The organism is Flavobacterium sp. HJJ (genome assembly GCF_015351475.1).
GTDB lineage: Bacteria > Bacteroidota > Bacteroidia > Flavobacteriales > Flavobacteriaceae > Flavobacterium > Flavobacterium marginilacus.
In genome coordinates, this window is the sequence record NZ_JADKPR010000018.1 from 52,445 (window position 1) to 78,698 (window position 26,254).

22 protein-coding genes are annotated in these 26,254 nt (G+C 31.4%); 17 read left to right on the forward strand and 5 right to left on the reverse strand.

Annotation, left to right across the window (positions count from 1 at the left end; translation table 11 throughout):
* The first annotated feature begins 12 nt into the window (after window positions 1-12).
* From IRZ80_RS21145 to IRZ80_RS14500, 3 genes are all read left to right on the forward strand, one after another.
* The gene (locus IRZ80_RS21145; RefSeq protein WP_194642291.1) at window positions 13-564 is read left to right on the forward strand and encodes a DUF4331 family protein; all 552 of its coding nucleotides are present in this window, start codon (window positions 13-15) and stop codon (window positions 562-564) included.
* Between the two features lie 73 nt (window positions 565-637).
* The gene (locus IRZ80_RS14495) at window positions 638-1,933 is read left to right on the forward strand and encodes a tetratricopeptide repeat protein (RefSeq protein ID WP_194642292.1); all 1,296 of its coding nucleotides are present in this window, start codon (window positions 638-640) and stop codon (window positions 1,931-1,933) included.
* A 9-nt stretch (window positions 1,934-1,942) separates the two neighbouring features.
* Window positions 1,943-4,159, forward strand: coding sequence for a TonB-dependent receptor (locus IRZ80_RS14500; RefSeq protein WP_194642293.1), 2,217 nt, complete (start codon window positions 1,943-1,945; stop codon window positions 4,157-4,159).
* A gap of 61 nt (window positions 4,160-4,220) precedes the next feature.
* Here IRZ80_RS14500 and IRZ80_RS14505 read toward each other — a convergent pair whose 3' ends face one another.
* The 4 genes from IRZ80_RS14505 to IRZ80_RS14520 form a co-directional block, all read right to left on the reverse strand.
* Window positions 4,221-5,231, reverse strand: a complete 1,011-nt coding sequence (locus tag IRZ80_RS14505) for a tRNA dihydrouridine synthase (protein WP_194642294.1) — start codon at window positions 5,229-5,231, stop codon at window positions 4,221-4,223.
* An 847-nt stretch (window positions 5,232-6,078) separates the two neighbouring features.
* Window positions 6,079-6,852, reverse strand: coding sequence for a hypothetical protein (locus IRZ80_RS14510; protein ID WP_194642295.1), 774 nt, complete (start codon window positions 6,850-6,852; stop codon window positions 6,079-6,081).
* 251 nt (window positions 6,853-7,103) lie between these two features.
* Window positions 7,104-7,373, reverse strand: coding sequence for a hypothetical protein (locus IRZ80_RS14515; RefSeq protein WP_194642296.1), 270 nt, complete (start codon window positions 7,371-7,373; stop codon window positions 7,104-7,106).
* A 20-nt stretch (window positions 7,374-7,393) separates the two neighbouring features.
* Window positions 7,394-8,965, reverse strand: coding sequence for a hypothetical protein (locus IRZ80_RS14520; RefSeq protein ID WP_194642297.1), 1,572 nt, complete (start codon window positions 8,963-8,965; stop codon window positions 7,394-7,396).
* A gap of 564 nt (window positions 8,966-9,529) precedes the next feature.
* On the opposite strand from IRZ80_RS14520, the gene IRZ80_RS14525 reads away from it, so the two are divergent.
* The 7 genes from IRZ80_RS14525 to IRZ80_RS14555 are packed head-to-tail and all read left to right on the forward strand — an operon-like array spanning window position 9,530 to window position 19,451.
* Window positions 9,530-11,257 carry a class I SAM-dependent DNA methyltransferase gene (locus IRZ80_RS14525; protein ID WP_194642298.1) on the forward strand — a complete coding sequence of 576 codons (1,728 nt, stop codon included), beginning with the start codon at window positions 9,530-9,532 and terminating at the stop codon, window positions 11,255-11,257.
* Window positions 11,257-12,438, forward strand: coding sequence for a PD-(D/E)XK nuclease family protein (locus tag IRZ80_RS14530; protein ID WP_194642299.1), 1,182 nt, complete (start codon window positions 11,257-11,259; stop codon window positions 12,436-12,438). Before IRZ80_RS14525 ends, IRZ80_RS14530 begins: the two co-directional genes overlap by 1 nt.
* A gap of 8 nt (window positions 12,439-12,446) precedes the next feature.
* Window positions 12,447-13,784 carry a restriction endonuclease subunit S gene (locus IRZ80_RS14535; protein WP_194642300.1) on the forward strand — a complete coding sequence of 446 codons (1,338 nt, stop codon included), beginning with the start codon at window positions 12,447-12,449 and terminating at the stop codon, window positions 13,782-13,784.
* A gap of 6 nt (window positions 13,785-13,790) precedes the next feature.
* The gene (locus IRZ80_RS14540) at window positions 13,791-14,513 is read left to right on the forward strand and encodes a hypothetical protein (RefSeq protein ID WP_194642301.1); all 723 of its coding nucleotides are present in this window, start codon (window positions 13,791-13,793) and stop codon (window positions 14,511-14,513) included.
* Window positions 14,513-15,148, forward strand: coding sequence for a hypothetical protein (locus IRZ80_RS14545; RefSeq protein ID WP_194642302.1), 636 nt, complete (start codon window positions 14,513-14,515; stop codon window positions 15,146-15,148). Before IRZ80_RS14540 ends, IRZ80_RS14545 begins: the two co-directional genes overlap by 1 nt.
* The gene (locus IRZ80_RS14550; RefSeq protein ID WP_194642303.1) at window positions 15,148-18,180 is read left to right on the forward strand and encodes a type I restriction endonuclease subunit R; all 3,033 of its coding nucleotides are present in this window, start codon (window positions 15,148-15,150) and stop codon (window positions 18,178-18,180) included. The genes IRZ80_RS14545 and IRZ80_RS14550 overlap by 1 nt, the downstream gene beginning before the upstream one ends.
* An 11-nt stretch (window positions 18,181-18,191) precedes the next feature.
* The gene (locus tag IRZ80_RS14555; protein WP_194642304.1) at window positions 18,192-19,451 is read left to right on the forward strand and encodes a DUF6161 domain-containing protein; all 1,260 of its coding nucleotides are present in this window, start codon (window positions 18,192-18,194) and stop codon (window positions 19,449-19,451) included.
* A gap of 250 nt (window positions 19,452-19,701) precedes the next feature.
* Here the strand turns inward: IRZ80_RS14555 and IRZ80_RS14560 are convergent, their stop codons facing one another.
* Window positions 19,702-19,983 carry a helix-turn-helix domain-containing protein gene (locus IRZ80_RS14560; RefSeq protein WP_194642305.1) on the reverse strand — a complete coding sequence of 94 codons (282 nt, stop codon included), beginning with the start codon at window positions 19,981-19,983 and terminating at the stop codon, window positions 19,702-19,704.
* Between the two features lie 130 nt (window positions 19,984-20,113).
* Between IRZ80_RS14560 and IRZ80_RS14565 the strand changes: the two genes are divergently transcribed.
* The 7 genes from IRZ80_RS14565 (at window position 20,114) to IRZ80_RS14595 (ending at window position 26,148) form a co-directional block, all read left to right on the forward strand.
* The gene (locus tag IRZ80_RS14565) at window positions 20,114-20,437 is read left to right on the forward strand and encodes a hypothetical protein (RefSeq protein WP_194642306.1); all 324 of its coding nucleotides are present in this window, start codon (window positions 20,114-20,116) and stop codon (window positions 20,435-20,437) included.
* Between the two features lie 16 nt (window positions 20,438-20,453).
* Entirely contained in the window at window positions 20,454-20,765 is a 312-nt protein-coding gene (locus tag IRZ80_RS14570; protein WP_194642307.1) for a hypothetical protein, read from the forward strand.
* A gap of 131 nt (window positions 20,766-20,896) precedes the next feature.
* The gene (locus IRZ80_RS14575; RefSeq protein WP_194642308.1) at window positions 20,897-21,505 is read left to right on the forward strand and encodes a recombinase family protein; all 609 of its coding nucleotides are present in this window, start codon (window positions 20,897-20,899) and stop codon (window positions 21,503-21,505) included.
* Window positions 21,506-21,618: 113 nt separating this feature from the next.
* On the forward strand, window positions 21,619-22,839 hold the full coding sequence (locus tag IRZ80_RS14580; RefSeq protein WP_194642309.1) for an ABC-three component system protein: 1,221 nt from the start codon (window positions 21,619-21,621) through the stop codon (window positions 22,837-22,839).
* A complete protein-coding gene (locus IRZ80_RS14585; RefSeq protein ID WP_194642310.1) occupies window positions 22,840-23,352 on the forward strand; it encodes an ABC-three component system middle component 4 in 513 nt (170 codons plus the stop codon).
* Window positions 23,336-25,399: an AAA family ATPase gene (locus IRZ80_RS14590; RefSeq protein WP_194642311.1), complete on the forward strand. Its 2,064-nt coding sequence runs from the start codon at window positions 23,336-23,338 to the stop codon at window positions 25,397-25,399. Before IRZ80_RS14585 ends, IRZ80_RS14590 begins: the two co-directional genes overlap by 17 nt.
* A gap of 11 nt (window positions 25,400-25,410) precedes the next feature.
* The gene (locus tag IRZ80_RS14595) at window positions 25,411-26,148 is read left to right on the forward strand and encodes a hypothetical protein (protein WP_194642312.1); all 738 of its coding nucleotides are present in this window, start codon (window positions 25,411-25,413) and stop codon (window positions 26,146-26,148) included.
* The last annotated feature ends 106 nt before the right edge of the window (window positions 26,149-26,254 follow it).

Genomic DNA, 26,254 nt, shown 5'->3' on the forward strand with positions numbered 1-26,254 from the left:
AAAGATAATAGTATGAAAACGAATAAATTAAAAATGATGACAATCGCACTTGCTGCGGCATTGGTTTCTGCAAATTGTGATAATAACGATAATAACAATGGCGGTACCGAAATGAAGGATTTTTCAGGAACGTATGTACAGCAGGATCAAATGGCCAGACCAGCAATAAACACCGTTTTTATAGCATCCGGACAGCCAAAAGATGATTTTAATGCTGCTATTCCATCGGATATGGGGAGCAAATATCAGCCGATTTTTCAATCGAGACTGATGGCTTTGAATCCAGCTTATAACATGAATGCTTTGGGACAATCGGCTGCTGCATTTACAGGACTTTTGGCTACCGATGTACTGAATGTATCCACGACTAAAAAGACCACTTTTTTTGATGGTACAAATGTTCTCACAGGAAGAGCTTTGGCTGATGATGTGATTGATGTGGAATTGTTACTGATTTTTGGCGGTTCAGCCGGAACTTCAAATCCTCAATTGACTTCAGACCATGTAAACGCAAATGACGCAGCCTTCGGAACTTCATTCCCATACTTAGCTGCAGCTTGGTAATTTATTTTAAAAACAGAGCAAGTTCCTACTGCTTGTTCTGTTTTTATTTTCAACAACAAACAAATAAGTTATTATGAAAACAGTTAAAAACATTTTGGTATTGTTATGCCTTATACTGCTAGCAAGTTGTAGTAACAATCCAAGTAATCAAATTACAAATGCAGAAGATTATGAAAAATATTTGCATATAAGCGATAATAAATCACTTGATATGGCTCATAAGGAAATTATTTTTTGGGAAGACAAACTAGACAGAGCTCCAAATCAAAGTACTTATTTGGGACAATTAGCATCCAATTATGCTGTAATTTTTGAATATACCGGTGCCATTGGAAATTTGTATAAAACAGAATCACTTCTTGAAGAGGCCAATAAAGCCAATAATTACGGCAGAGTAGGAACATTGCGTTCTTTGGCCAGAAATTATATTTCACAGCATCGTTTTAAAGAAGCTTTAGTTTTAGCCAATAAGGCTTTTGCAATTGGTGAAGGAAAAAAAGAAACTCAAAAATTACTTTTTGATGTGCAGATGGAGCTTGGAAATTACGATGAAGCAGTCAAAAATCTTGAAGCCATTAAAGACTTTAACGACTATGATTATTTAATTCGGATTGCAAAATGGAACGATCATAAAGGAGATTTATCAACAGCGATACAATTTATGGAGAAAGCCAGAACGATTGCCGAGAAAGAAGACAATAAAACACTGCGAATTTGGTCCTACTCTAATTTGGGTGATTTTTACGGCCATGCAGGACGCATTCAGGAATCGTACAAAAGTTATCTGCAGACATTGGAATTAGATCCAAATTATTCCTATGCTTTAAAAGGAATTGCATGGATTGTTTTTTCCCACGAAAGAAATACTGCTGAAGCGAAAAGAATAATTGGAACGATTTCAAAAACTCATAACACTCCCGATTTTTATCTGCTGAAAGCCCAGATTGCGCAGTATGAAGGAAACTCTGCCGAAGAAAATACAAATACGGCAGCATATTTTGCAATGCTGAAAACTAATAATTACGGCGCTATGTACAATAAATACAATGTTTTATTATTTGCAGATAAAAAAGAAACAGCTCCGAAAGCATTAGAAATTGCTAAAATAGAAGTAGATCACAGACCAACACCAGATTCGTATGATTTATTGGCCTGGTCGTATTATAATGTTGGCAATGTTAAAAAAGCGCTGGAAATTGCTCAAAGGCATGTAGCAGGGAAATCATTTGAGCCTAGAGTGCAATACCACTTGGCAGCTATTTACAAATCGAATGATTTTGCCGAAAGGATTCCGCCTATTAAAGAAGAATTATTAAAAAGTACTTATGAATTAGGTCCGAATCTCGAAAGTAAAATTTCCCAATTATAAAATTCTCCAATGAAAAAAACGCTGTTGATTTTAATCGCTTTTATTGGCTTGTATTCTCATGCTCAAACTGTAAATGGAAAAATTATTGATGCTTTCGGGCACCCAATAGAAAATGCGTATGTACTAAATACCACTACTGAAAGTCATGCGCATACTAATGAGTTGGGTGTCTTTAGCATCGAAAAAACAACTGCCGAAAATATTTTGAAAATTAGTGCTTTGGGTTATAAAAAGACAACTTATACAATAACCAATGATACGGTTTTGATCACTCTTGAAGCGGATAGTTTTCAATTATCAGAAGTTATTATTCAGCCAAAATTGTCGGCTATGAATGTGATTACCAAAATTGATTTAGAAACTTCGCCTGTTAATTCTACCCAAGAAATATTACGCAAAGTACCTGGATTGTTTATAGGTCAGCATGCGGGGGGAGGTAAAGCAGAGCAGATGTTTTTGAGAGGATTTGATGTGGATCATGGTACTGATGTAGCCCTTTCTGTTGATGGAATGCCAGTAAACATGGTTTCTCATGCGCATGGACAAGGCTATTCGGATTTGCATTTTGTAATTCCGGAAACGGTTGACAAAATAGATTTCGGAAAAGGAACGTATTACGCCAATAAAGGTGATTTTAACACGGCTGGTTATGTTGATTTTAAAACCAAGGATAAACTAGAAAACAGTAGTATTGGAGTCGAAATTGGTCAGTTCAATACTTTTAGAACTGTTGGATTATTTGATCTATTGGGTAAACAAAAAAAGCAGAGTGCTTATTTGGCAACCGAATATATTATGACTGACGGTCCGTTTGACTCGCCTCAAAATTTTAACCGAATCAATATTTTGGGTAAATATTCGGCGGTTTTGGAGGACAATAGCACGGTTTCTATTTTAGGTTCGCGCTTTTCAAGCAAATGGGATGCTTCCGGTCAAATTCCACAGCGGTTGGTTGATGCAGGAACTATCTCAAGATTTGGTTCTGTTGATGATACCGAAGGAGGAAATACTTCCAGAACTAATTTTAATGTAGCGATAAATAAATCAATAGATGCAAATACTTTTTTGAAAGCGAATACTTTTTACAGTAATTATCAATTTGAATTGTATTCGAATTTTACATTTTTCTTGGAAGATCCAATAAATGGCGACCAAATTCGTCAAAAAGAAAACAGGAATATTTATGGAATAAATGCAGAATTGAATAAAAAGTATCTTTATGGTGAAACCGAAGTTTTATACCAGATTGGTGTTGGTATCCGCAACGATCAGACAAAAGACACCGAATTATCACACACAGTAAACCGAAATACAACTTTGGAACAAATAAAATTGGGCGATATCGATCAATCGAATATGTTTACTTATTTGAATACCGAAATTACTTTGGGCAAGCTGATTATAAATCCTGCAGTTCGATTGGATTATTTTAAATTCAATTATTTGGACAAACTGCAAACTAATTATAAAACACAAACTCAGGATAAGGTGAAAGTTTCTCCCAAGTTAAATTTTATTTATTCTGAAAATAATGACTTACAGTTTTTTGTAAAATCGGGGATGGGATTTCACTCCAATGATACCAGAGTTGTGGTTGCGAATAGTGGAGAGGAAATTTTGCCAACTGCTATAGGCACTGATGTTGGTACGATTTGGAAGCCTTTTCCAAAGCTAATCGTCAATTCGGCTTTGTGGTATTTGTATTTACAGCAAGAGTTTGTGTATGTTGGTGATGCAGGAATTGTAGAGCCTAGCGGAAAAACCAAAAGAATGGGGCTTGATCTAGGTTTGCGTTATCAATTGAATGATTTTTTGTTTTTTGATTTTGATGGAAATTATACTCACGCTAGAAGTATAGATGATCCAAAAGGTGAGGATTATATTCCGCTGGCACCAGCATTTACAACTACAGGCGGAATCAGTTTACAGAATTGGAAAAACTTTTCGGGAGGAATCCGTTATCGCTATATGGATGACAGACCTGCAAATGAAGACAATTCGATAATTGCCAAAGGCTATTTTGTCGCCGATTGCAATCTAAATTATACCTATAATAAAAGGATACTATTTGGTATTTCGATTCAAAATTTATTCAATACCAAATGGAATGAAACCCAATTTGCCACCGAATCACGATTACAAAATGAACCTGCACCTGTCGAAGAAATTCATTTTACGCCAGGCCCCCCTTTTTACCTCAAAGGAATGATTACTTATAACTTTTAAATCTTAGAATTTAATTTGTTTGTTGTGGAGTCTGTTGTTGCTAGCGGCAGACTCCTTTTTTTTATTTTTCTTTTGCAATAATTTCCTTGACTGTGGCTTCGTAATTTCGGATGCTTTTTGCTTTTTTGATGTTTTTATGGACTTTGTGAGGATTCGAAAAGATAACCGAAAAGTACTCCCAAAGATGGTGCATTTTCAATAAAATATGGGTCTGCCCCGATAAAGATTCGCTGTAACCTTCGTATAAAGTATCATGAAAAGCACTGAATAGTTCCATCTTGTTTTTAGGATATTCAGTAGTGTTGTTTTTTATCATGCTAGGCAAAAACGGATCAGCAATTAATCCTCGGCCGATCATCCAGTGGTCTATCGAAGGAAAACGCTCCTGCATTTCATGAAATTTTGCTACCGAAGTAATATCGCCGTTGTAATACAGTTTGTGCTTTGTATTGTCGATGCATTGCTGAAACGCATCCAGATGAACACCGCCTTTGTACAATTGTTTGCCTATACGGGCGTGAATTGCAATATTTTTTATTGGATAAGTATCTAAAATTGGTAAAACGTCTAGAATTTCTTCAGTAGTATCGTATCCCAGACGCATTTTCATCGACACAATAATATCCGTTTCAGAATGTGCTCTGTCCAGAATGTTGTTGATTTGTTCAGTATTTTTAATCAATCCAGAACCCATTCCTGATTTGTTTGCAATTTGAGACAATGCGGACTGCTTTACTCCAGCAACATTGGGTGGGTTTTTAGGTCGGGCAACCATTGGGTAAGGGCAACCTAAGTTCCAGTTTAGCTCTTTGTAGCCCAATGACTGCACGTATTTAGCAACAAATATAAATTCATCAGCATCGTTGGTTAGTACTTGTGGTATTACTTCTAATCCTTCATTATTTTCAGGAAGCAAATCACGGTGATAAGAATTTTTTATTTCCAGTTTTCCGTTCAAACGGATATATGGAGAATAAAAAGTATCGATTCCACCGAAAAATTTATTTTGAGCATTTCTAAAACGAAAATCGGTAAATCCTTGTAAAGGTGAGGAAAGCAGGGTAAAACTCATAATTATTTCTAAAGGTGCAAAGGTAAGTGATTAATTTGGTCTTAATAATAAGACCAATGTATAATGCAAAGATAATTATCTTCAGGTATATGTATTGTTTTGTAGATTGTAATAACTTTTAAGTTAGTTATGAGCGAGTTTTTAGCCCACAATTGAATGGAGAACTTGGCTTGATAAATAGAATTTATACAAATTCGGTTATATCAGGTTGTAAAATGAAGTTGTGAAAACTAGAGTTATTAACAATTGTAGAAAATAAAAAAATCTATAAAGATATAACTAGACAATCAATCATTATATAAACAATAATGTTTTTTAAAACTACTGTTTGCTTATTTAAAATTAGCTTTTATAATTTGTAAAAAAGCGTGCAAAAGTATAAAAAAAATGCGGTTATTACAACTTGACTTATGGAAAATATTGGTTAATAACTTGGGTTTTTACTTACTGAAAATTGAAGTATATTTGTCTTTGTCATAACTCGCTGGAAAGTCTAGCACATAAAAAAACCAAAGTTGCACCTTTGGTTTTTATGTAGAGTTATTAAACCCTAAATTAAAATACTATGCTGAACATAGAGTATTTACTGTTTATGCTAGGTATCTATATAATTGGATACTTAGTAAAGCAGATTAGAAAATTAATCTTCGAGATTAAAGTTAAACGCTAATCTGTTGAAATAAATACCACTTGAATACATAGCTGATTCAGGTGGTTCTTTTATATAATACAAATATATAATATAAATGTATAATATAAATGTATAATAAATAAAATTATAAATAGTTCTTTAAAACTATCTATAATTTTAATGTTTAATTAATATTATTTACAAATTATCATTTAATCAAGATTCATTTGCTTGATTTCCATAATCTAATAAGTCAATATGAATATTAGTTGCTTTATAATTACCAGTTCGCATGCTTTCTATAAAATCATCTTTTGAAATAGCAAATCCGCTCGATATGTAATGTAAGTGTGCTTGCCCATTTTTGTGATTTTCTCTACCTGCAATACTGTTATATGTTACAAAAAAGCAATGCCAAACATCACCTAGTTCAAAGAAATGTGACACAATTACATTTCTTTGAATAATAATATTCTTAAGTTGTCCATCGCTTAAATCGGTATCACCAACTTTTTCTATTGTTTCATCGCCTTTTATATGTATCAACTTTGGTAATTTTTTACCTTCTAAACCTTTAGGTAAATTCTCAAAATGATATGTACTATACAAAAAACCGAAATCCTTATAAGACTTAATTATTAATGAAAAAAGTTCATCAGGATTTAAAGTCATTCCTCTTAATAACTTTTCTTGGTCTTTTTTCCGTGTAGTTGAAAGTAATTTTAAAAAATTATCGTGAGGTATTATTTTTTCCTTTTCTTCAAAAAAACCTACTAAATCTTCTTCAGCTTTTTTTATAAAAAAATCATCATCTAAGCCAGATGTAAGAATTGGATTTTTTGAATATAACAAATCACGAAATACGGTTGCCCTTTTTTTTAGTTCATAGGCTTTGTAATGCTCTATTGGATTAACTTTTTCTATCTTGTCTTGAAAAAAAACTCTTGTGAATCCCTTGCCATCTTCATCATAAATCTTTTTAGTGTCCATCGGTTTGTCTTAAAGTAAATTTGTGAATTTACACAAATGGGTTAATCTAACCAAAATACCTTATACTATAAGATAATAAATAGTAAGTTAATCCATTCTATATTTGATTCAGCCAAAATTTGCATTTTTTCAAATATAAAATTATAATTCTTATTGAATTAACTTTAATCTAAATCTTTTGTCCAATCTAGAAGTCTTTGCTCAAATGGTCAAAGGTTACATTGGATTTGATTTGCATCTTTTTTCGATGCTTATTCTTCATCATTAATCAACAGCATAAATTTGGGCGTCAAAGTAGTTATTCTCGAATAGCATGAAGAAACAACCTTGGTTTTAACATATCCAACTTCTACAAGATTAGATATTGCTTCAAGTATAATTTTTCTGGTTGTGCCAAGTTCTTTTGCTATTTCTCCAGCTCTTAGATTGAATAAACCAATAGTAGGGTAGTCCAGCATAAGCATTAGGACTAATTTTTCTGTGCTTCCAATAGTTTTAAGTTTTAATAATTTTGCTTTCATTTTTTTGTTTTTTGATATCGTTATTTTAATAGTTGCAATTTGACATAGTAACCATCTTCATGTAGATAGTCAATTTGCATATTGATATAATTTCTGATTTCTTCAGTAACATCACTCATGAATTTCAGGTTCCAAATTTCTTCTAGGTCTTTTTTTAGTGTATCAAATCTTTTATCTGCAACATAGCTACCAAATTTGCACTTACAATTGTATATGAATCTTTCAACACTTATTGTTGAGTTTACTACTGTTGGTACATCTTCTTTTATTGGTTCTGTTTGATTAGGGGTCAATGACTGAATATTTTGAATTTGGTTGTCTATTACTATTTTAGAATCGATTTTAAGCACCTCTGGAGATTCTTCTTTTGTTGACACTATCAGTTTATCCTTAATCACCAAGTCTTCTTTAGAACTATTATTTAGTTCGGAAACTAGTTCTTTAAAGGGTGACCAGTTACGTTTGATTGTTGCTAGACTTTTGTTAAGTTTTTTAGTGATTTTTTCTTGGGTTATTTTACCATCACTTTGGAAATTCCAGTCCTCAATAGTATCATAGATAGATTTTTGGGTCTTATCAGTTTTTATTTTACCCATTAATACAGCGGTCATTTTTTGCTTTTCTTCTTTAGATATTTTTTTATTTGGGTTAAAGAGAATTCTTCTTTCCTTGTTCAAGTATGTCTCTAGTGTTCCTTCATTGCGTTTTTTGATAACACTAGCAACAATTGATTGAATTTTTTCTGGGTCATATTTTTGAGTAAAATGCTTATTGATTTCGTTGGCACATGCCGTTAGAAATCCATTTTCCTTAGTTGGGTTCAATAATGCGTATTGAGATAACACACCAAACATGGTTCTGTTTCTTTGACCAACTTCAATTCTTTTTGGTATAAATGGAATACATAGATTTTTCTTTACATCAAAGACAACATAATCACCATGAGTACCTTTAAAGTAATCATCAATATTATTGAATCTTATTTTATCTGACTGTAAAAAGGTGTCATCTACTGTTATAAGTCTTTCTCTCTTCTCTCCCTCCTGTATAGGAGTAAAAGACACCTTTTTATTAATTGCTTGAAAAGTAAGAGATTCATTGTTATGATACAAATTAGCGTCGTAGGTTAATACATTCTGTTGTGTAGCTTTACATGCTCCTAAATCCATTGGAATACCTAACATATTACCAATTCCATGATAAGTATCTTTGAAGTTATTAAGAGATAAACCATCAACTTTAACTAGTATTCCTAATCCCGTTTCAGAAAGTGATTTCCAACAAGCATAAATGTGTGGATTGGTCAAATCAATAGTAGTGCTGTCATCGACATCAATATATATTAAACCAGTTGGTTCAATTATTGTTTCGTTTGTTGCTTTACCTTCAAATTTAAAGTTAAATCGGAAAGTTGGAATGTTATTGGTTTTAGTCTTTTGGTAAGTTGAAGATGATTTACCAAGTTTTCTGATGGCTAAAATTGTTTCTAAATTTGAGTCACCATTTTTGATTGTTGAAAAGACTTCATCAATCGTTACGTTTTTGTCTATAAATGAATTTTTTACATTTTTAAACTGGTTAATAGTTAGCATTAAAGGGTAATATTATTCTCTTGTTATTGTTTTTGGTCTCTCTTGGTAAGAGAAGCTGGGAGATATGCCTATCTTTTATCCCAGCACCCAAGGCAATCATTTCTGATTACATTTATAAATATCTGAATGTTTATCTAAAAATCCATTTTGCCAATTATTAAATTCAATTGAGTACAGAATTAGATGAATATCAAATACACTCAATTATAAACAATCATTCTGACATTGTCAATACTTAAAAAATAAAAATTATTACTTTTTTGTAATAAAACAGAATTTTTATGCGGTTTTATGGTACTATAAAGGATTCAGACATACCTGTATTTGTTCTGCCATAGAATGAAAATAAAGCTGATTTTGAGCAGTTTTAAGCCGTTTTATCCAATTACATTCAATACTGCGTTCAGACTCACTCCATTTTTCAGAAAAAAATCCTATTTTCAATTCATTATTTTACTTACTTTTAGCCAAAAGTCACATTAATCAATGTACTTTTTGTCAATGAAATACATGAATCAATGTATAAATTGAACATTAAATATTATTATTAACCCAAATTAATAAATGAAAAACGTTAAAGAATCAGCCAATTTTATTTGGTCTATTGCTGACCTATTAAGAGGTGATTATAAACAGAGTGACTACGGAAAAGTAATATTACCATTAACCGTATTAAGAAGATTGGATTGTGTTTTAGAATCCTCAAAAGAAGTAGTTTTAAAAAAACACGAACAACTAAAAAGCACAGGAATTGAAGACTTTGATTTACTACTCAACAAAGCTTCTGGATATAAATTTCACAACCGAAGCAATTTTACTTTTGATAAATTAGTTGCTGACCCAAATAATATTGCTTTAAATCTAAGAAACTACATCAACGGTTTTTCTGAAGATGCTAGAGAAATTATTGAACAATTTGAGTTTGAAAACCAAATAAATAAAATGGATGACAACAACTTGTTATTCATGGTCATCAAACGATTTCAAGAAATAGACCTACATCCAGACCGTATCTCTAGTATGGAAATGGGGTACATGTTTGAAGAATTAATCAGGAAATTTGCGGAGATTTCTAATGAAACCGCTGGAGAACATTTTACACCTCGTGAGGTTATCAAACTGATGGTTAATATCTTGTTCTTGAACGATAGAGATATTTTGACCAAAAAAGGAATAACCAAAACCATTTACGATTGCTGTGCTGGAACAGGTGGAATGTTATCTGTTGCCGAGGAGTATTTGAACGAACTGAATCCAGATGCTCGATTAGAAGTATTTGGACAAGAACTTAATCCAGAATCATACGCAATCTGTAAATCAGATTTATTGATTAAAGGCCAAAATGCGTCCAACATTAAAAAAGGGAATAGCATCTCTGAAGATAAATTATCCAACGAAAAGTTTGATTATTTAATTACCAACCCTCCATTTGGGGTAAAATGGGAAAAATTTGCAAAACCTGTAAAAACAGAACACGAACAATTAGGACATGGCGGACGTTTTGGTGCTGGATTACCTTCTGTAGGTGATGGTTCTTTTTTATTCTTAATGCACCTAATGAGCAAAATGAAACGTCCTGAAGATGGTGGTTCTCGTTTGGCATTAGTATTCAACGGTTCACCTCTCTTTTCTGGTTCTCCTAGTAAAACTAAAAATGAAAGCAGTATTCGTCAATGGATTATAGAAAATGACCTATTGGAAGCTGTAATTGCATTGCCTAACCAATTGTTCTATAATACTGGAATTTCAACTTACGTTTGGGTGATATCCAATCACAAGCCTAAGGAACGAAAAGGAAAAGTTCAACTGATTAATGCGGTTGATTTCTCTAAAAAAATGAGTAAATCCTTAGGTAATAAACGAAATGAAATAACCAAAAAACAAATTACTGAAATTACCGAAATCTATGGTGAGTTCAAAGCCAACGAATACTCTAAAATATTCGACAATAAAGCATTTGGGTATGCTAAAGTAACCGTAGAACGACCAGAACGCAATTCAAAAGGCGAGGTCATAACCGATAAAAAAGGAAATCCAAAAGCAGATTCCTCTTTACGTGATACTGAGAATATTCCGTTGACAATGGATTTTCAAGAGTATATGCAAAAAGAAGTTTTACCACATGTTCCCGATGCTTGGATAGACGACAGTAAAACAAATATTGGTTACGAGGTTAACTTCACTAAATATTTTTATCAATACAAGCCATTACGTTCTTTGGATGAAATTCGAAAGGACATTATGGCAATTGAGAAAGAAACGGATGGTTTACTTAAAAAAGTTATTGGATAATGATTGATTTTGAAAAAGCTATTGAAGACGTTGCTTTGAGATTAGGTACTTTGCCTGAACAAAAACCTAAAAATCTGTTTGATATTTTAGGTGTTCGCAATAAAGAAACTATCAATTCAAAGATATTAGGCTATTTCTTAGATGTGAATGAAACTCATGGACTACAATCCTTGTTTTTTGATAGTTTAAAGACAATCATTGAGGAAAAATCGTATTCAAGTACCGAATTTCTTGAATGTTTTAATGGTGAATTTAAAGTTATCAATGAGGAAACTACCAATTTTGCCGAAAATGAAACAAAAAAACGAATTGATATTTCATTAATGGGGAATGATAAATGGGGAATTATTATCGAAAATAAACTTTACCATGATGTTGTAAATCCATTAAAAGCTTATTGGGAACATACTCAAAAAACGTGTGGTGATAGCATTATTGGTGTGCTTTTAACCCTTTTTAATCTTGATTTACAAGACGACAAACTGGAAATAGACGTTAAAGGTAGAAAAGTTACCTATCTAAACATTACGCACAAAGAATGGGTAGAAGAAATACAAAAACAACTTAATATAGGAGAAGTTCAAAACTTAGAAGGGCTTCTTTATTTAAAAGAATACATCAAAACAATTCAATCGCATTACAATTCAAAAATGGAAGAATCAACCTACAATGCACTTGCATTTTCCATAACCAAGCATCGAAAAGAAATTGAAGATATTCAAAATAAAATTGCACAAACCACTAAGTTTATCGACCAACAAATAAATGAAGCTTTTGCAATATTTGGTTATGAAAAAAAAGGTAATTGGTACACAAATATAGATGCAATATATCCAGTATATTTTTATGTAACCAATGCAACAGAAATTTTAATGCAAAACAAACTTTGGTTTACTTTAGAAGTTCGTAATGAAATAAATAAAAAGCTAAGAGAAAACAATAGCCAAAAAGCAATAGAACCCTATTTTCAGCCTATAACTGCTACGTATAAAAATGTGTGTGTAGGAAATCAAAGTGGAAAAAACCATACACATATAACCATAGCAACTATTGAAAATGCAATCAAAGAAAATAACGATTTCAAAACTGTTTTAATAGAAATATTAGGTAATTGTTTCATGGGGGAAAAAGGTTTGGTAAAAGAAACTGAAAATTTTATACAATCTCACAATCTTTTATAAAGAAAATTATGAAGAAATACGATAATTATAAAGATTCTGGTATTGATTGGATTGGGAATATTCCATCTGGTTGGTCATGTACTAAATTAAAATTTCATACAAAAAAAATAATTGACGGTGCACATTTTACACCAACTTACATTGAGAAATCAAATGACTCTATCCCTTTTTTAAGAGTAACGGATTTACATTCAAAAGAAATTTTACTTGATGAAGTAAAGTATATACCATTATCTGAACATCAGGAATTGATTAAACGTTGTAATCCAGAAATTGGGGATTTATTACTGTCAAAAAACGGAACAATTGGTTTAATGAAGATTATTGATTGGGATTGGGAATTTAGTGTTTTTGTTAGTTTATGCTTATTGAAGTTCGAAAATTCATTATTGAATAAATTTTTTTATTATTTTTTTGAAAGCAATATTGTTGACCGACAATTATTTGAAAGTAGTCAGAAAACATCAGTTTCAAATTTACATCTTGAAAAAATAAAAGAGTTAAGACTCACTTTGCCTTCAATAGAAGAGCAAAATATTATATCTAAATACCTAGACCACAAAACCGCTCAAATAGACACTTTAATTTCCAAAAAACAGCAGTTCATTACCTTATTACAAGAAGAAAGAATAGCAGTCATCAACCAAGCGGTCACCAAAGGTTTAGACCCAAAAGTAAAGATGAAAGATTCTGGTATTGAATGGCTAGGAGAAATTCCTGAGCATTGGACAAGCTATAGAATTGATTGGGTGACAAATATTGTCAGAGGTAATACAGGTTTTAAAAAAGATGAATTACTTAAAAATGGAGAATATGTAGCTCTACAATATGGAAAAACATATAAAGTTGATATTGTTGATGATAGTTTTAACTTCTTTGTAAACAGTGAGTTTTTTAAAGAAAGTCAGGTTGTTTCAAAAGGTGATACTATTCTAATTTCAACATCTGAGACAGTTGAAGATTTGGGGCATACATGTTTCTATAATAATGGGAATATAGGATTGTTGGGGGGAGAGCAAATTTTATTAAAACCTAATCGAAAGGTTTTATATGAAAAGTATCTGTATCAATACGCACGACAATTTCGTTTCGAATTAAAAAAGTATGCTAAGGGCTTAAAAGTTTTTAGATTCAATACTACTGACTTAAAACAAATTTTTATTGCCATTCCTTCAATTGAAGAACAAATTCAAATAGCTGATTTCCTAGACCTAGAAACAATTCGAATAGATAGTTTAATTTCAAAATCCAAACAAGAAATCGAGCTATTAAAAGAATACAAAACGGCTTTGATAAGTGAAGTGGTTACGGGCAAGGCGGATGTTAGAGATGTGATTTTAAATTAGGAAAACATGAGACTTAAGGGTAGTAAGAAACACGTTTTAGATTTAATTGATAGTAACGATTTTATCGATACATTGAATGCAATTCTACTACCATATAACTCTAGTGTCACTGACAAAAAAACAGTTCAGCCAAAGGGGAAAAATGATGCATCCGAGTGTGGTTTACAATCTTACCTTAATAAGCATAGTCTAGCTGAACAATTTCCTTCGTTAAAAGATGTCAATTGTAACTTTAATAAATGGTGGAAACCCTGTGGAGGAAAAGCACCTACTTGGGATTTGATTTCATTATGTCAATTGGATGGAAAAGATGCCATTTTATTAGTTGAAGCCAAAGCTCATGTCAAAGAATTTGACGTTAAAGGAAAACGATTTAAAGATAAACCTTCTGATGGGGCAATTACAAATCACAATAATATTGAAGCTAGAATCAAAAAAGCCTGTGGTAATTTAAATTGCACTTACGCTGGTTTTGATATTTCAATAGAAAAACATTACCAATTGAGTAATAGAGTTGCATTTGCTTGGCAATTAAAACAACTTAATGTTCCAGTAGTTTTGTTATATCTTGGATTTACTGGTGATTCATATTTCACTGATTATTTTGAAGGTGATTCTCATTGGGAAGAAGAATTTAATAAATACATTGATGGTGTTGTGCCTAGAAATTTTATTAATAAAAAGGAATCGGATTTTTTATTTATTCATTCATCATTAGAAATAAAATAATGGATAATTTAGTAAAAAGGGTAAATGCCATTATTGAAGTTTGCTGGGAAAGTTTTTCTGCAAAAATTGGTTGCGGTTTAATCGATATCAACAAGGAAGCATCAATGCAATTGAATTTTGCTTATCTTCTTAAAAACACTATTGATTTAGTCATCCATCATGAAGATGAAAAAATCACAATCGAACTAGAAACAACCATACCAATTAATGGCAGAACTAAAGAATGTGATATTGTAATTAAAATTGAAAAAGCAGATACTATTTGTTATCTACCAATCGAAATGAAATGTTATAAGCAATTTGCTTCAAGTGGTGGAAAGCGTGGAGCTTTAGATATATTTTTTAAAGATGTTCATGCTGATATTGAGCTACTAGAATCCTATTCAAAAAAAGAAAATTTCTTAACGGGAATAATGTTGGTAATGACAGATTTTAGAAGAGCTATATTTCCAGAAAAAAAGAATGGTAAATTTTGGGACTATGATATCTCACATGGAAGTGAGATAATTGGAACAGCTATAAAGAATACAGCAATTGGTGGTTATGCGGTAAACATTAAAATCGATGGTAATTACAGTTTCAACTGGAAGGAATACAATAATTTTTATTTTTTAAAATTAGAAACTAATCTATAATGGCAAAAGGAATACATACAGAACTCACCTTTGAAAGAGCAATAGAGGAATCTTTATTGGAAAATGGAGGTTACACCAAAGGTTTTTCAGAAGATTTTGATGCACAAACAGGATTGTTCCCTAAGTACATTATAAATTTCTTAAAAGAATCGCAACCAATTTTGTGGGCAAAAATTGCTAACATCCACAAAGACGAAGTAGATAAAAAAGTCATTCAACGCTTAATCAAAGAAATAGATTTGCGTGGTGTTCTGGATGTTATTAGAAAAGGCTTTACCGATTATGGAGTAAAGTTTCAGATGGCATTTTTCAAACCTGAAAGCACCTTAAACCCTGATGCAGAATTACTGTACAACAAGAATAACTTATCAGTCATAAGGCAGGTGTATTATGAGCGTGTGGGCAAAAATTCGTTGGATATGGTATTTGCATTAAACGGTTTGCCAATAGCCACTGTAGAGCTTAAAAATCAGTTTTCTGGACAATCTGTAGAAAATGCCAAAAAGCAATATGTCTATGACCGTGAACCGACCGAACCAATTTTTCTATTCAAGAAAAGAGCTTTAGTTCATTTTGCTGTAGATGCTGATGAGTGTTACATGACCACCAAACTAGATGGGAAGCGCACTCGTTATCTGCCTTTCAACTTAGGGAACAATAATGGTGCTGGAAACCCTTTGAACAAACAAGGATATCGTACCTCTTACTTATGGGATAAACTCCCTGATGGAAACGGTGGCGTTTGGACAAAAGACAGCTTCATGGATATCATTGGTAAATTCCTTCACCTAAGTGTTGAAGAATTTGAACTTAATGGTATTTTTAAGAAAAAGGAAAGCATCATTTTTCCAAGATTTCACCAGATGCAAGTGGTTCGTAAAGCCACTGAAGATGCACGGACGCAAGGAGCGGGTAAAAATTACTTGATTCAACATTCGGCTGGTTCAGGAAAATCAAATTCTATTGCTTGGTTAAGTTATCGTTTGTCTAGTTTGCATGATAATGACAACAACCGCATATTTGATTCTGTAATTGTAATCACCGATAGAAAAGTTTTGGACTCACAGTTACAAAATACCATTTATCAATTTGAGCATAAAGAGGGTGTGGTTCAAAAGATAGACAAAGACTCTCAACAATTGGCAGATTCTTTGACTGCTGGTTCCAATATCATCATTACCACTTTACAGAAATTCCCTTTTATATTAGAAAAAATTGGAGAAATTCCAGCTAGAAAATATGCCGTGATTATTGATGAAGCCCACTCTTCTCAAGGAGGTGAAGCCACCAAAAAGATGAAAGAAGTATTATCATCAAAATCGCTAGAACAAGCTGAAAAAGACGAAGCCTACACAGGATTAGAAGAAGATGCCGAAGATGAAATAAGAAAATCAATGTTGGCACGTGGCAAACAAGATAATTTGAGCTTCTTTGGATTTACTGCTACCCCAAAACCAAAAACGATTGAAGTATTTGGAACAAAAGGAAGCAACGGAAAACCAGAACCATTCCACTTATATTCGATGAAGCAAGCCATTGAAGAAGGGTTTATTCTGGATGTTCTTAAAAACTATACCACATACAAAACCTATTTCAAGCTATCCAAAGAAATAGAAGATGACCCTAAAGTAAACAAGAAAAAAGCATCCAGAGCTATTGGACGTTTTATGTCATTGCATCCACACAATCTAGCCCAAAAAACAGAAGTGATGATAGAACACTTTAGACAGGTAGTTTCAAAAAAGATTGGAGGAAAGGCAAAAGCGATGGTAGTGAGTAGTTCCAGACTGCACGCTGTACGCTACAAAGTAGAATTTGATAAATACATTGCAGAAAAAGGATATACAGATGTAAAAACTATTGTCGCTTTTTCAGGAAAAGTAATCTATGATGCTTCACCTGAAGGAGTAACAGAAGTAGAATTAAATGGTTTTTCTGAAAAAATGCTACCCAAAAAATTTGCATCCGATGAATACCAATTATTATTGGTAGCAGACAAATACCAAACAGGTTTTGACCAACCTTTGCTACATACTATGTACGTAGATAAAAAATTATCTGGAGTAAAAGCGGTGCAAACCTTATCGAGATTAAACAGAATGTGTGCTGGTAAAGAAGATACTTTTGTATTGGATTTTGCGAATGAAACTGAAGATATTTTAAATTCGTTTCAACCGTATTATGAATCAACTTCAATCATTGAAAATTCAGACCCAAACCATTTATATGACCTGAAAGCACAAATAGATGCTTCGCAAATCATTTGGCATTCTGAAGTTGACAATTTTTGTAATGTCTATTTTAAGTCTGCGAAAAGCCTTACTGTTTCAGACCAAAAGAAATTATATTCTTTTGTTGACCCAGCCGTTGACCGATTTAAAAAACTACCAAAAGAACAGTCAAAAGAGAATACAATTGGTACAGAAATAACACAAGAGGACTTAAAAAATACTTTACAAGTTTTCAACAGAACCTATTCATTTTTGACTCAAATCATGCCTTTTTCAGATATTGATTTGGAAAAGTTGTTTACCTACACAAGATACTTAATCAAGAAATTACCAAGAACCAGTCAAGATGACAAATTCAAGTTGGGTGATGAAGTATCACTAGAATACTATCGTCTTCAGAAAATTGCTGAGCAAGATATTCTTCTTGAACCCCAAAGTGTCTATGAATTAGAAGGAGGTGGTTCAGCAGGAATCCGAATGAGTATGGAGGAAGAAACGGCTTTGTCAGAAATCATAAACGTTTTAAATAAAAAATTTGGCACTGAATTCAGTACTGCTGATAAACTGTATTTTGACCAGATTTATGAAGAATTGATTGCAGATGATAGTTTAGGACTTCAAGCTAAATCGAATACAATAGAAAATTTCAAATACGGTTTTGAAGATAAATTCATGGATACAACCATAAGTCGTATGGAACAGAATCAGGATATTTTTGCCAAAATGATGAATGATAAAGAGTTTGGAAATATTGTGAGAGATTATATGTTGAAGAAGGTATATAACACGTTGAATAAATAAAACATTTATAAATGACAAAAGCTGAATTAAATAGTAAAATTGCTGAATCAATTAATTTTGAATGGTTTAAAACTCCACAAGAAATTTTTAATTTTCATTATGTGAACAACACTCTGACTTATACAGGAGTATCTGCTATTTATGAATTTGTCAATCAGCAGGTTAATGGTTGGGAAGGAATCGAGCAGGATTTGCCTAATGAATTTATTCAATCTAAACAATATTTTAAAAGTATTCAGTCAAGCATTGTACAAGTTGTCCAAAATTATTCAGAACTGGATGTTAACCAGCTTAATGCACAATGGTCAACAGTGAAAAATGCTATAACTCAAGTACATACCTACCCAATTACTTACGATTCTCCAATTACAAGTTATTTACTTGATTTATATACAAGCAATAGAGATTATTTTCAAGGAGCTTACAATTTTATTTTTGGAATCAGATATGATGTTAATAGCAAGGATTTATTTTTTGGAGCAGTATTAGCCTATGAATTTACATTAAAAGATAAAACAGAAATAACTGGTAGAAAAAAACAAGAACAGTTATCAATTTCAAGATTAAAAAATGATTTTAAAAAATATATTGAAAAATCAGAAAATGAAGTAGTTAATTATATTGAAAAGACACATAATTCATATAATGAGTATGTCAAAAAAATCGATGACCTAAAAGTTGAAAAAGAAACAGAATTTTCAGAATGGTTTACAAATACAAAAACGGAGGAATGGGAAAAGTGGTATAACGAAAAAATTCAAGCATTAAAGCGGTTAGAAGATACTTATGAGGCAAATCTAAAATTAGAAAAGCCAGCAAAGTATTGGCAAATTAAGTCCACAAAATATTATGAACAAGGAAATACTGCAAAAACAATATTATTTTGGGTAATTGGAGCCTCAGTAATTTTTTTGGGAATTATTCTAGTTGTTTCACCAAGTTGGATATTTGAAAGCGTTTTCAAAGGAAATTCAATCACTATTGTTAGATGGTCTATTGTTTTTATCACTTTAATTTCATTAATAGCTTTTTCAGTAAAGGCATTAACTAAGTATATGTTTAGTTCGTATCATTTGGCTAGGGATGCTGAAGAAAGACATACTTTAACCTTCTTCTATTTATCATTATTAAAAGATACTGAAGTAAAGGATGAAGACCGAAATCTAATATTGCAATCTTTATTTAGTAGAGTAGAAACAGGGTTGCTAAAAGATGATTCATCCCCTACCATGCCAAGTGAAACAATAAGTAAAATATTTACTAAAAATTAATTACTGAATAGTATTTTATCTTTAGACTTCAAATTGTCTTTAAAATTCTTCATTTTTCTTGATAATATTTACTGAAGCTGATATTTATTATAAAAAGCGATTATGAACAAAAGATTTTACTTAAACAGTCCCAGATGCGAATGCTTCTCGACAAAGTTGGAATACCTCCATGTTGCAAATCGTTAAATATGAAAGGCGCAACGGCATATTTTTATTTATCAAGAAAAGAAGTAATATTAGATGTACTTTTTTAATTAGCCACACCATTAAGAACTTTTAATCCTTTTTCAAACAAACTTTTAGCTTGGTCAACTTCATTTTGAGTGACTGAGCTTCCTTTAGTTGGTACAAACATCTCTCTAATATCAACATCCAAAGCTTCAGCAATTTGTAATAGTAGATTTATTGTTGGTAAATTTTTTTCTGAATTTATATTACTTATTGTGGTCATGCTAACCCCAACCTTATTAGCAAGCTCTTCTCTGCTAACACCTTTTTGATTCATTATCGCTTTCAATCGTAGAATTTCCATATTTATTTTTTTACAAATATAATAAAAATAAAGTAATACTTAATTTTTTACAAAATAAATTAAGTAATGTTTGTTTTTTAATAAAACAATGCTTTACTTTGTAGGGTAATAATGAAGTAATACTTAATTTATGAAAGCAACTGAATTTAAAACTGAAATTAAAGGAATCAAAGAAAACTTGAGAGGTTTAACACTTCAGCTGGTTAATGCAAAAGGTTACCGACCATACTTCAATTTAAAAGATTTTGGTAATGCAATCTTAGAAGAAGAAAAAAAAGGAAATGATTTCCGTATAAATCAAGTGTGGACTAGAGCTGGTATTGTTGGAGCGAAATCAATTAAAGCACTTGCTGAATTAATCAAAACAGAATCAGTAACCGCCATACAATTTGAAAGCTTTTTTAATTGTGAAACCACAGAAGATTTCATAAGAAGCTTTGGAGCCTTAGACTAAACTTAAAAAAATCAACATGGAAACTACAACAAGAACAATGGAAATAGCTCAAACAATTTTAGAACAAATTAAATATGCTGACAGGAGTGCCTTGATGGCTTGGGGAGCTAAAAACTTTTCAGCAATCAGTGAATGTAAAGAATTTGAAGGAGGGTTAGCTTTTCAAGTTAACGGGCTACATCATAAAGGCTGGGTTAAAGTTTGTTTGCGTTGGGTGGATGATTATACAATAATATTCATCAACAAAAATCGTGAGGTGGTTAAAACTTTTGAAGGTGCATATTGTGACATGTTGGTAGAAGTTATAGATTGGATTGAAGGTAGGTAATCTTCAATCTTGTGCAAAGTTAGGTTATACTTTATCCTTGAATGGCAATGTAAAACTTAAGGTCAATAAATACATAAAAAAAAACAGTGCAAAATACACCATCCTAATATTGCACATAAAAATAACAAATTATGAAAAAAGGTAGATATATCAGACAAAGTACAAATGGGCAAAAAAATTATCGCCAATTGGCAATCGCACACCCAGACGAATTATTATTTATTGATATTGTTAGCGGTTCGATACCATTTAATGAAAGACCAGCTGGGAAAAAACTTATTGAAGCTGTCGAAGCTGGAGAAATAAATTACATTTCATTTCACGCAATAGATAGAGCTGGAAGAAATACAATTAATGTTCTTCAGACCCTTCAATACTTCTATAGTAAAGGCGTAATAGTCAAAATAGAAAATCTGGGTTTAGAATCTATGATTAATGGTAAAGCTAACCCTGTATTCAATCTAATCACAACGACCTTAAGTGAATTAAGCTCTTTAGAGAAAATTTCCCTCCTTGAAAGACAAACTGAGGGGATTCTTCAAGCTAAAATTCGAGGTGCATATAAAGGACGACAAAAAGATACCTTTGAGTCTGACGAGATAATTTTAGGAAAGTATAAAAAAGTTGTAAAAGAGCTGAAAGCAAATCCAAGTCTATCATTAAGGAAAATTGGAACCCTTACTAATGTTTCTCCAAATACAGTAAAAAAAGTACTTAAAATTCTTCAAAAACAGATGTGATTGTGGAAACTATTATTTTCTAAATTATATCAATTTTTTTGAGATTTTTCCTTTTAAATAATTTATATTTGAAATTAATAAATTATTAATGAACAAAGGAAATTTTTATATATATGAGAATATTAACTCATGGAACAGCTAATAATAAAAATTTAATAGTTTTTATACATGGTTTCATTGGAGGCGAAAAAACATGGATAAAAGAGGACGGAACAAAACCATTTATTGACTTATTCATTAATGATATTGAAATTAAAAGTAATTTTGATATTGGAATTTTTGAATATCATACGGAACTACTCTCGCTTTTTCCTAAAGTTAAAGCTATTTTTAAGATTATTAGTGGTAAAAAGAATCCAACAAATTTACCCATTGAAAAGATAAGTCTCTTATTAGAATCACAATTACGATATTCACATCCAAATTATGAAAATATCATTATTATTGGACATAGTATGGGAGGATTGGTAGGTAAGAGGTTTATTTTAAATGACTTATGTAAAAATTCAAGTACCCGAGTTAAATTATATGTGTCGTTGGCAACTCCGCATTCAGGTTCTACACTTGCTACATTTGGAAATAAAATTATAAACAATTTCCAAATAAAAGATTTGCAACCTTTAAGTGAAAGTATATCAGCTATGAATGATGAATGGGTTAAATCTAAACAGCTTCCTAGAAGATTATATGGGCAAGGACTTTATGATGAGGTTGTTCCACAAGTTAGCTCTGTTTCATTTGACCGAGATGTACAAGAAGTCATTTATTCTGATGATGACCATTTTAGTATAATTACTCCCAAAGAAAAAAGTGTAATTGTTGACGCAGTTGTTTCAGAACTACACAAACTTTTAAAAGAGCAGGCAATTCAATCTATTAAAAATGACCAACGCTTTGTTGATACAGGTCAATATGATGAAGAAACATTTGTTTTGAAAATGTTAATGGCAGACATACATAAGACACTTATGAATGGTTCTAAGCAAGCATTTTTTAATGCAGAATTTGCAATAAGGAAATTAAATGCACAGGGGGTAAATATTGAAGAGTTAAACCCTCTCTATGAACAAATTAAACAGTTATATATTATTGAGTTTGGACATTACATAACAGGTAAATATAAGTCCTCAGATGAACTTTTAAACGCAGTTCATGAAAAAATTTTAGCAGAAGACAAAACTTATTTGCACACTCTTTATCAACCTTTACAGGCGTTACAAAAATTCGGGATGCTTCATCAATTAGCTTCAGTTGACGATGATGTATGGTGGAATAAAGAAGACAACATAACAACGCTTGAAGAATTTACTGAAAAGCTAAAAGCTCAAAAATAGATGAAGCTACCTTTTTATATTCCCGACAGTGAGCTTACTCTAAGAATTGGCAAATTACTTTGTCTGTTTCAAATATTATCAATAGGTGCGAAAAAAACTATAAATCTTGATTTACCAAAAATTGGGCAATTTGAATTTTTAACTAAGCATCCTATCGTTCTTAATAAAATTTTGAATGATAAAGAAAAGAAAGTCATAGCACTGCACAGTTCTGAAATGTATTCTATTGAAGCTTTATTTTTGAATCGTGCGGAAATTTTTGATTTGAAAAAGATAAAAGCATTATTAAAAATATTGCTTTCAAACAAATACATTGAAGCCAAAGTACTTAGCGACAATCAAATATATTATAGCATAACAGACGAAGGAGTTAAACAAGCAGAAACTTTGCAGTCCCAATATTTCCAAAGAACAAGAGATTTAAATCACGAGTTAAAGCCACTAGTAAGTCTTCCGAGTAGTACAATTGGTAAATTAATAGAATCACACTTAGTACATGGCAAAAAGAATTAAAACATTAAAGCTTAAGATAAATTATTTAATCTTAGTCGGAACTAATAAAAATTATGTGGTACCTTTTAATAGTGGGCTTAACATTATTTATGGTGACTCTGATACAGGAAAGTCAAGTATTTTAAATCTAATTAATTATTGTCTTGGGGCTTCTCGACTCGATACTTATGAAGAAATAGAATCAAAAGGTCAATATTGCCTTCTTGACTTAGATTTACTAGGAAATAGATACACTATAAAGAGAGATATCTTTAATGTGAAGGCTGATATTGAAGTTTATCATGGTGGTTACGACATGATTGATAATAGTTTTCCTAAATTCTATGCTCCAAATTACAATCAAAATGCGGAAGATGGTAATTTTTCGGAATTCTTATTGCAAGCAATGCGTATTCCATTGATAAAAATTAAAGAAGCTCCTTCTAAAGAAGTTACTAAAATGGTAAAACTGAGTTTCAGAGACATTTTTAAGTACAATTATCTTGACCAAGATAAAATTGGAAGCAAAAAAATTTTTGGCGATAATTTTGTTTTAATTACTAAACTTAAAGAAACTTTCAAACTCATGTATAATGTTCTCGATGGACAGATTACAGAGCTAGAAGGGCGTATAAGTGTTCTTCAAACAGACAAAAAGACTCTTGTAACTAAAAACAATTCAGTTGCATCTTTTCTTAAAGAAACGCAAGTTGATTCCTTAGCCGAACTGACTCTACAAAAAGAGCAATTAGAAAATCAATTGGATTCACTACGACATGCTATAAAAGAGATTGATACAAAAATCATTAGTGGTAGTGAAGAATTAAACCATCTCCGAAAAGAAGTAAATGACCTTGAACTTGAAATTCGTCAGGCTTATCAAGACCAAAATTCGCTTGAATTGGAAATTAAGCAAAATATTGCCCTTCGTAATGAATATCGTAACGATATCAGAAAAATGGACGCAACAATTGAAGCTCTTGAGAAGTTTCCAAAAATAGCAGATAAAGAATTAGATTGTCCACTTTGTGATACTGTAGTAAATGTCAGTAAATTAAAAGAACATTTTAATAATACAGATACTAAAGGGATAAAGGGAGAACTGAATTCTTTAAAACGTAGAATGCGAGATTTGGACTCCATTTACAAGAGCCTTAAAGAAAGTGAAAAACAAAAATCCGATGAAATAAAAGATAGTACTTCTCAATTAGAGGAAATGCGTATTTTACTTGATAAACAGTCTATTGATATTGTTTCTCCATATCTTAATCAAAGAGATACGCTTTCGTACCAAGCAGGAAGTGTTCAGAGTAATATTAAGAATATTCAACACTTTTATAAAATTAGATTCCAACAATCTATTAATGATGCTGAAATTGTTGAATTAGATAGAAATGTTGATGAATTAAAAGCAACGTTATCATCTCTAAAAAAAGATGCTCCATCTCCAGAAAAGATTTTAAAGGAATTGGGAGACAAAGTAAAAGAAATTTTAATTTTCGTAGGTGTTAAAAACCCAACAAATATATCAATTTCTCCAAAAACATATTTACCAATTATTAGAGGGCGTGATTATGAAAAAATAACCTCTGGAGGTGTTCGAACCGTTAGTTCAGTTGCGTATTTCATCAGTCTTATGATTTATGCCATGGAAAATCCTGTAAACTATCCTTCATTTCTAATGATTGACACAATAACTAAATATCTTGGAAAGGTTAAAGAACGAGATTTAGAATCAACGAATAGAGCTGAGGATGAAAGCGAAGGAATGACGGATTCTGAAAAAAATGAAAACATTTATAAATATCTTCTGACCTTAGACAAATACAAAGACAGTTTTCAACTTATTATTGTAGATAATGATATTCCTGATGCGCTTTTTGATGATTTAAAAGGATATATAAGAAAACATTTTAGTACTAATATACCAGGTACCGAAATCGGTTTTATTGATGATGCACGAGCTTCTATTTCAGAAAACATGGGACAGCAATTTGATTTATTTGAAAATGAAGATGACCGATGGAAAGATGTAAATTGGGATGATGAGGAAACGCCTCTTTTTTAATATTTTTGTTAGTGATACAGCGTAAACCTCTTGAATACAATGAATATAGAATGCTCCAAGAAAGAGCAAAGATAATTTCAACTGCCTTAGGCAGACATGAAAGTAAAAACCTTGTAAAGGTTACATTTCCAATAACTAATTATAGAAAGATAGGAATTAATAATCACGATTTTTATTATGCTGGAACAAATATATTTCTTGGGATTGTTGAAGAAGTTTTGTTGGATACAAGGAAAATGTTCCCAAAGAATTTCGGAAATGGAAATGCAGTCAGTGTTTTACATGCTCTTAATAAAAATAGATTTTTACATACAAGATTAAAAGATGCCATTCGAATATACGGCAATGAGAATTTCATTTGGATATACGATAATATCAATAATGACGAAGAAAATAAGATTTTAAGACTTGATTTATTTAGAAAATTAGATAAAATACCTCATAAAAAAAGAAAGTGGGATTTTACAGGTGGTCTTTTTCATGCATTAAAGCATTTTAGCATTGACGGTGAAGCACTTTCTACAGGCACCGATTTAAATGATGTTCCAAATATTGAACACGTAATTTATTTAATTATTAAAGCTTTTTTTCAAGATGCAGGGAATTTTGATGCTGGAGGAACTATATACACTGTGTTATCAAATCTTAATGATAATTACAATCTAAAATTCATATTTTATTTTGAAAAGAATACAGGAGTTTATTTTATAAAAACTATTCATAAGATAAGAAAGAAATTGCAATTATAGATAATTAACAATTTTCATAACAAAATTACAATGGATTATAAACTCGGAAAAGAAAAAGAATTTAATCTATGAAAAAAAACTTTAAATTCTCTACAAAGAAATCTTC

Coding starts and splice junctions, on each gene's coding strand:
- IRZ80_RS21145 (WP_194642291.1), top strand. CDS start 13: ATGAAAACGAATAAATTAAAAATGATGACAATCGCACTTGCTGCGGCA.
- IRZ80_RS14495 (WP_194642292.1), top strand. CDS start 638: ATGAAAACAGTTAAAAACATTTTGGTATTGTTATGCCTTATACTGCTA.
- IRZ80_RS14500 (WP_194642293.1), top strand. CDS start 1,943: ATGAAAAAAACGCTGTTGATTTTAATCGCTTTTATTGGCTTGTATTCT.
- IRZ80_RS14505 (WP_194642294.1), bottom strand. CDS start 5,231: ATGAGTTTTACCCTGCTTTCCTCACCTTTACAAGGATTTACCGATTTT.
- IRZ80_RS14510 (WP_194642295.1), bottom strand. CDS start 6,852: ATGGACACTAAAAAGATTTATGATGAAGATGGCAAGGGATTCACAAGA.
- IRZ80_RS14515 (WP_194642296.1), bottom strand. CDS start 7,373: ATGAAAGCAAAATTATTAAAACTTAAAACTATTGGAAGCACAGAAAAA.
- IRZ80_RS14520 (WP_194642297.1), bottom strand. CDS start 8,965: ATGCTAACTATTAACCAGTTTAAAAATGTAAAAAATTCATTTATAGAC.
- IRZ80_RS14525 (WP_194642298.1), top strand. CDS start 9,530: ATGAAAAACGTTAAAGAATCAGCCAATTTTATTTGGTCTATTGCTGAC.
- IRZ80_RS14530 (WP_194642299.1), top strand. CDS start 11,257: ATGATTGATTTTGAAAAAGCTATTGAAGACGTTGCTTTGAGATTAGGT.
- IRZ80_RS14535 (WP_194642300.1), top strand. CDS start 12,447: ATGAAGAAATACGATAATTATAAAGATTCTGGTATTGATTGGATTGGG.
- IRZ80_RS14540 (WP_194642301.1), top strand. CDS start 13,791: ATGAGACTTAAGGGTAGTAAGAAACACGTTTTAGATTTAATTGATAGT.
- IRZ80_RS14545 (WP_194642302.1), top strand. CDS start 14,513: ATGGATAATTTAGTAAAAAGGGTAAATGCCATTATTGAAGTTTGCTGG.
- IRZ80_RS14550 (WP_194642303.1), top strand. CDS start 15,148: ATGGCAAAAGGAATACATACAGAACTCACCTTTGAAAGAGCAATAGAG.
- IRZ80_RS14555 (WP_194642304.1), top strand. CDS start 18,192: ATGACAAAAGCTGAATTAAATAGTAAAATTGCTGAATCAATTAATTTT.
- IRZ80_RS14560 (WP_194642305.1), bottom strand. CDS start 19,983: ATGGAAATTCTACGATTGAAAGCGATAATGAATCAAAAAGGTGTTAGC.
- IRZ80_RS14565 (WP_194642306.1), top strand. CDS start 20,114: ATGAAAGCAACTGAATTTAAAACTGAAATTAAAGGAATCAAAGAAAAC.
- IRZ80_RS14570 (WP_194642307.1), top strand. CDS start 20,454: ATGGAAACTACAACAAGAACAATGGAAATAGCTCAAACAATTTTAGAA.
- IRZ80_RS14575 (WP_194642308.1), top strand. CDS start 20,897: ATGAAAAAAGGTAGATATATCAGACAAAGTACAAATGGGCAAAAAAAT.
- IRZ80_RS14580 (WP_194642309.1), top strand. CDS start 21,619: ATGAGAATATTAACTCATGGAACAGCTAATAATAAAAATTTAATAGTT.
- IRZ80_RS14585 (WP_194642310.1), top strand. CDS start 22,840: ATGAAGCTACCTTTTTATATTCCCGACAGTGAGCTTACTCTAAGAATT.
- IRZ80_RS14590 (WP_194642311.1), top strand. CDS start 23,336: ATGGCAAAAAGAATTAAAACATTAAAGCTTAAGATAAATTATTTAATC.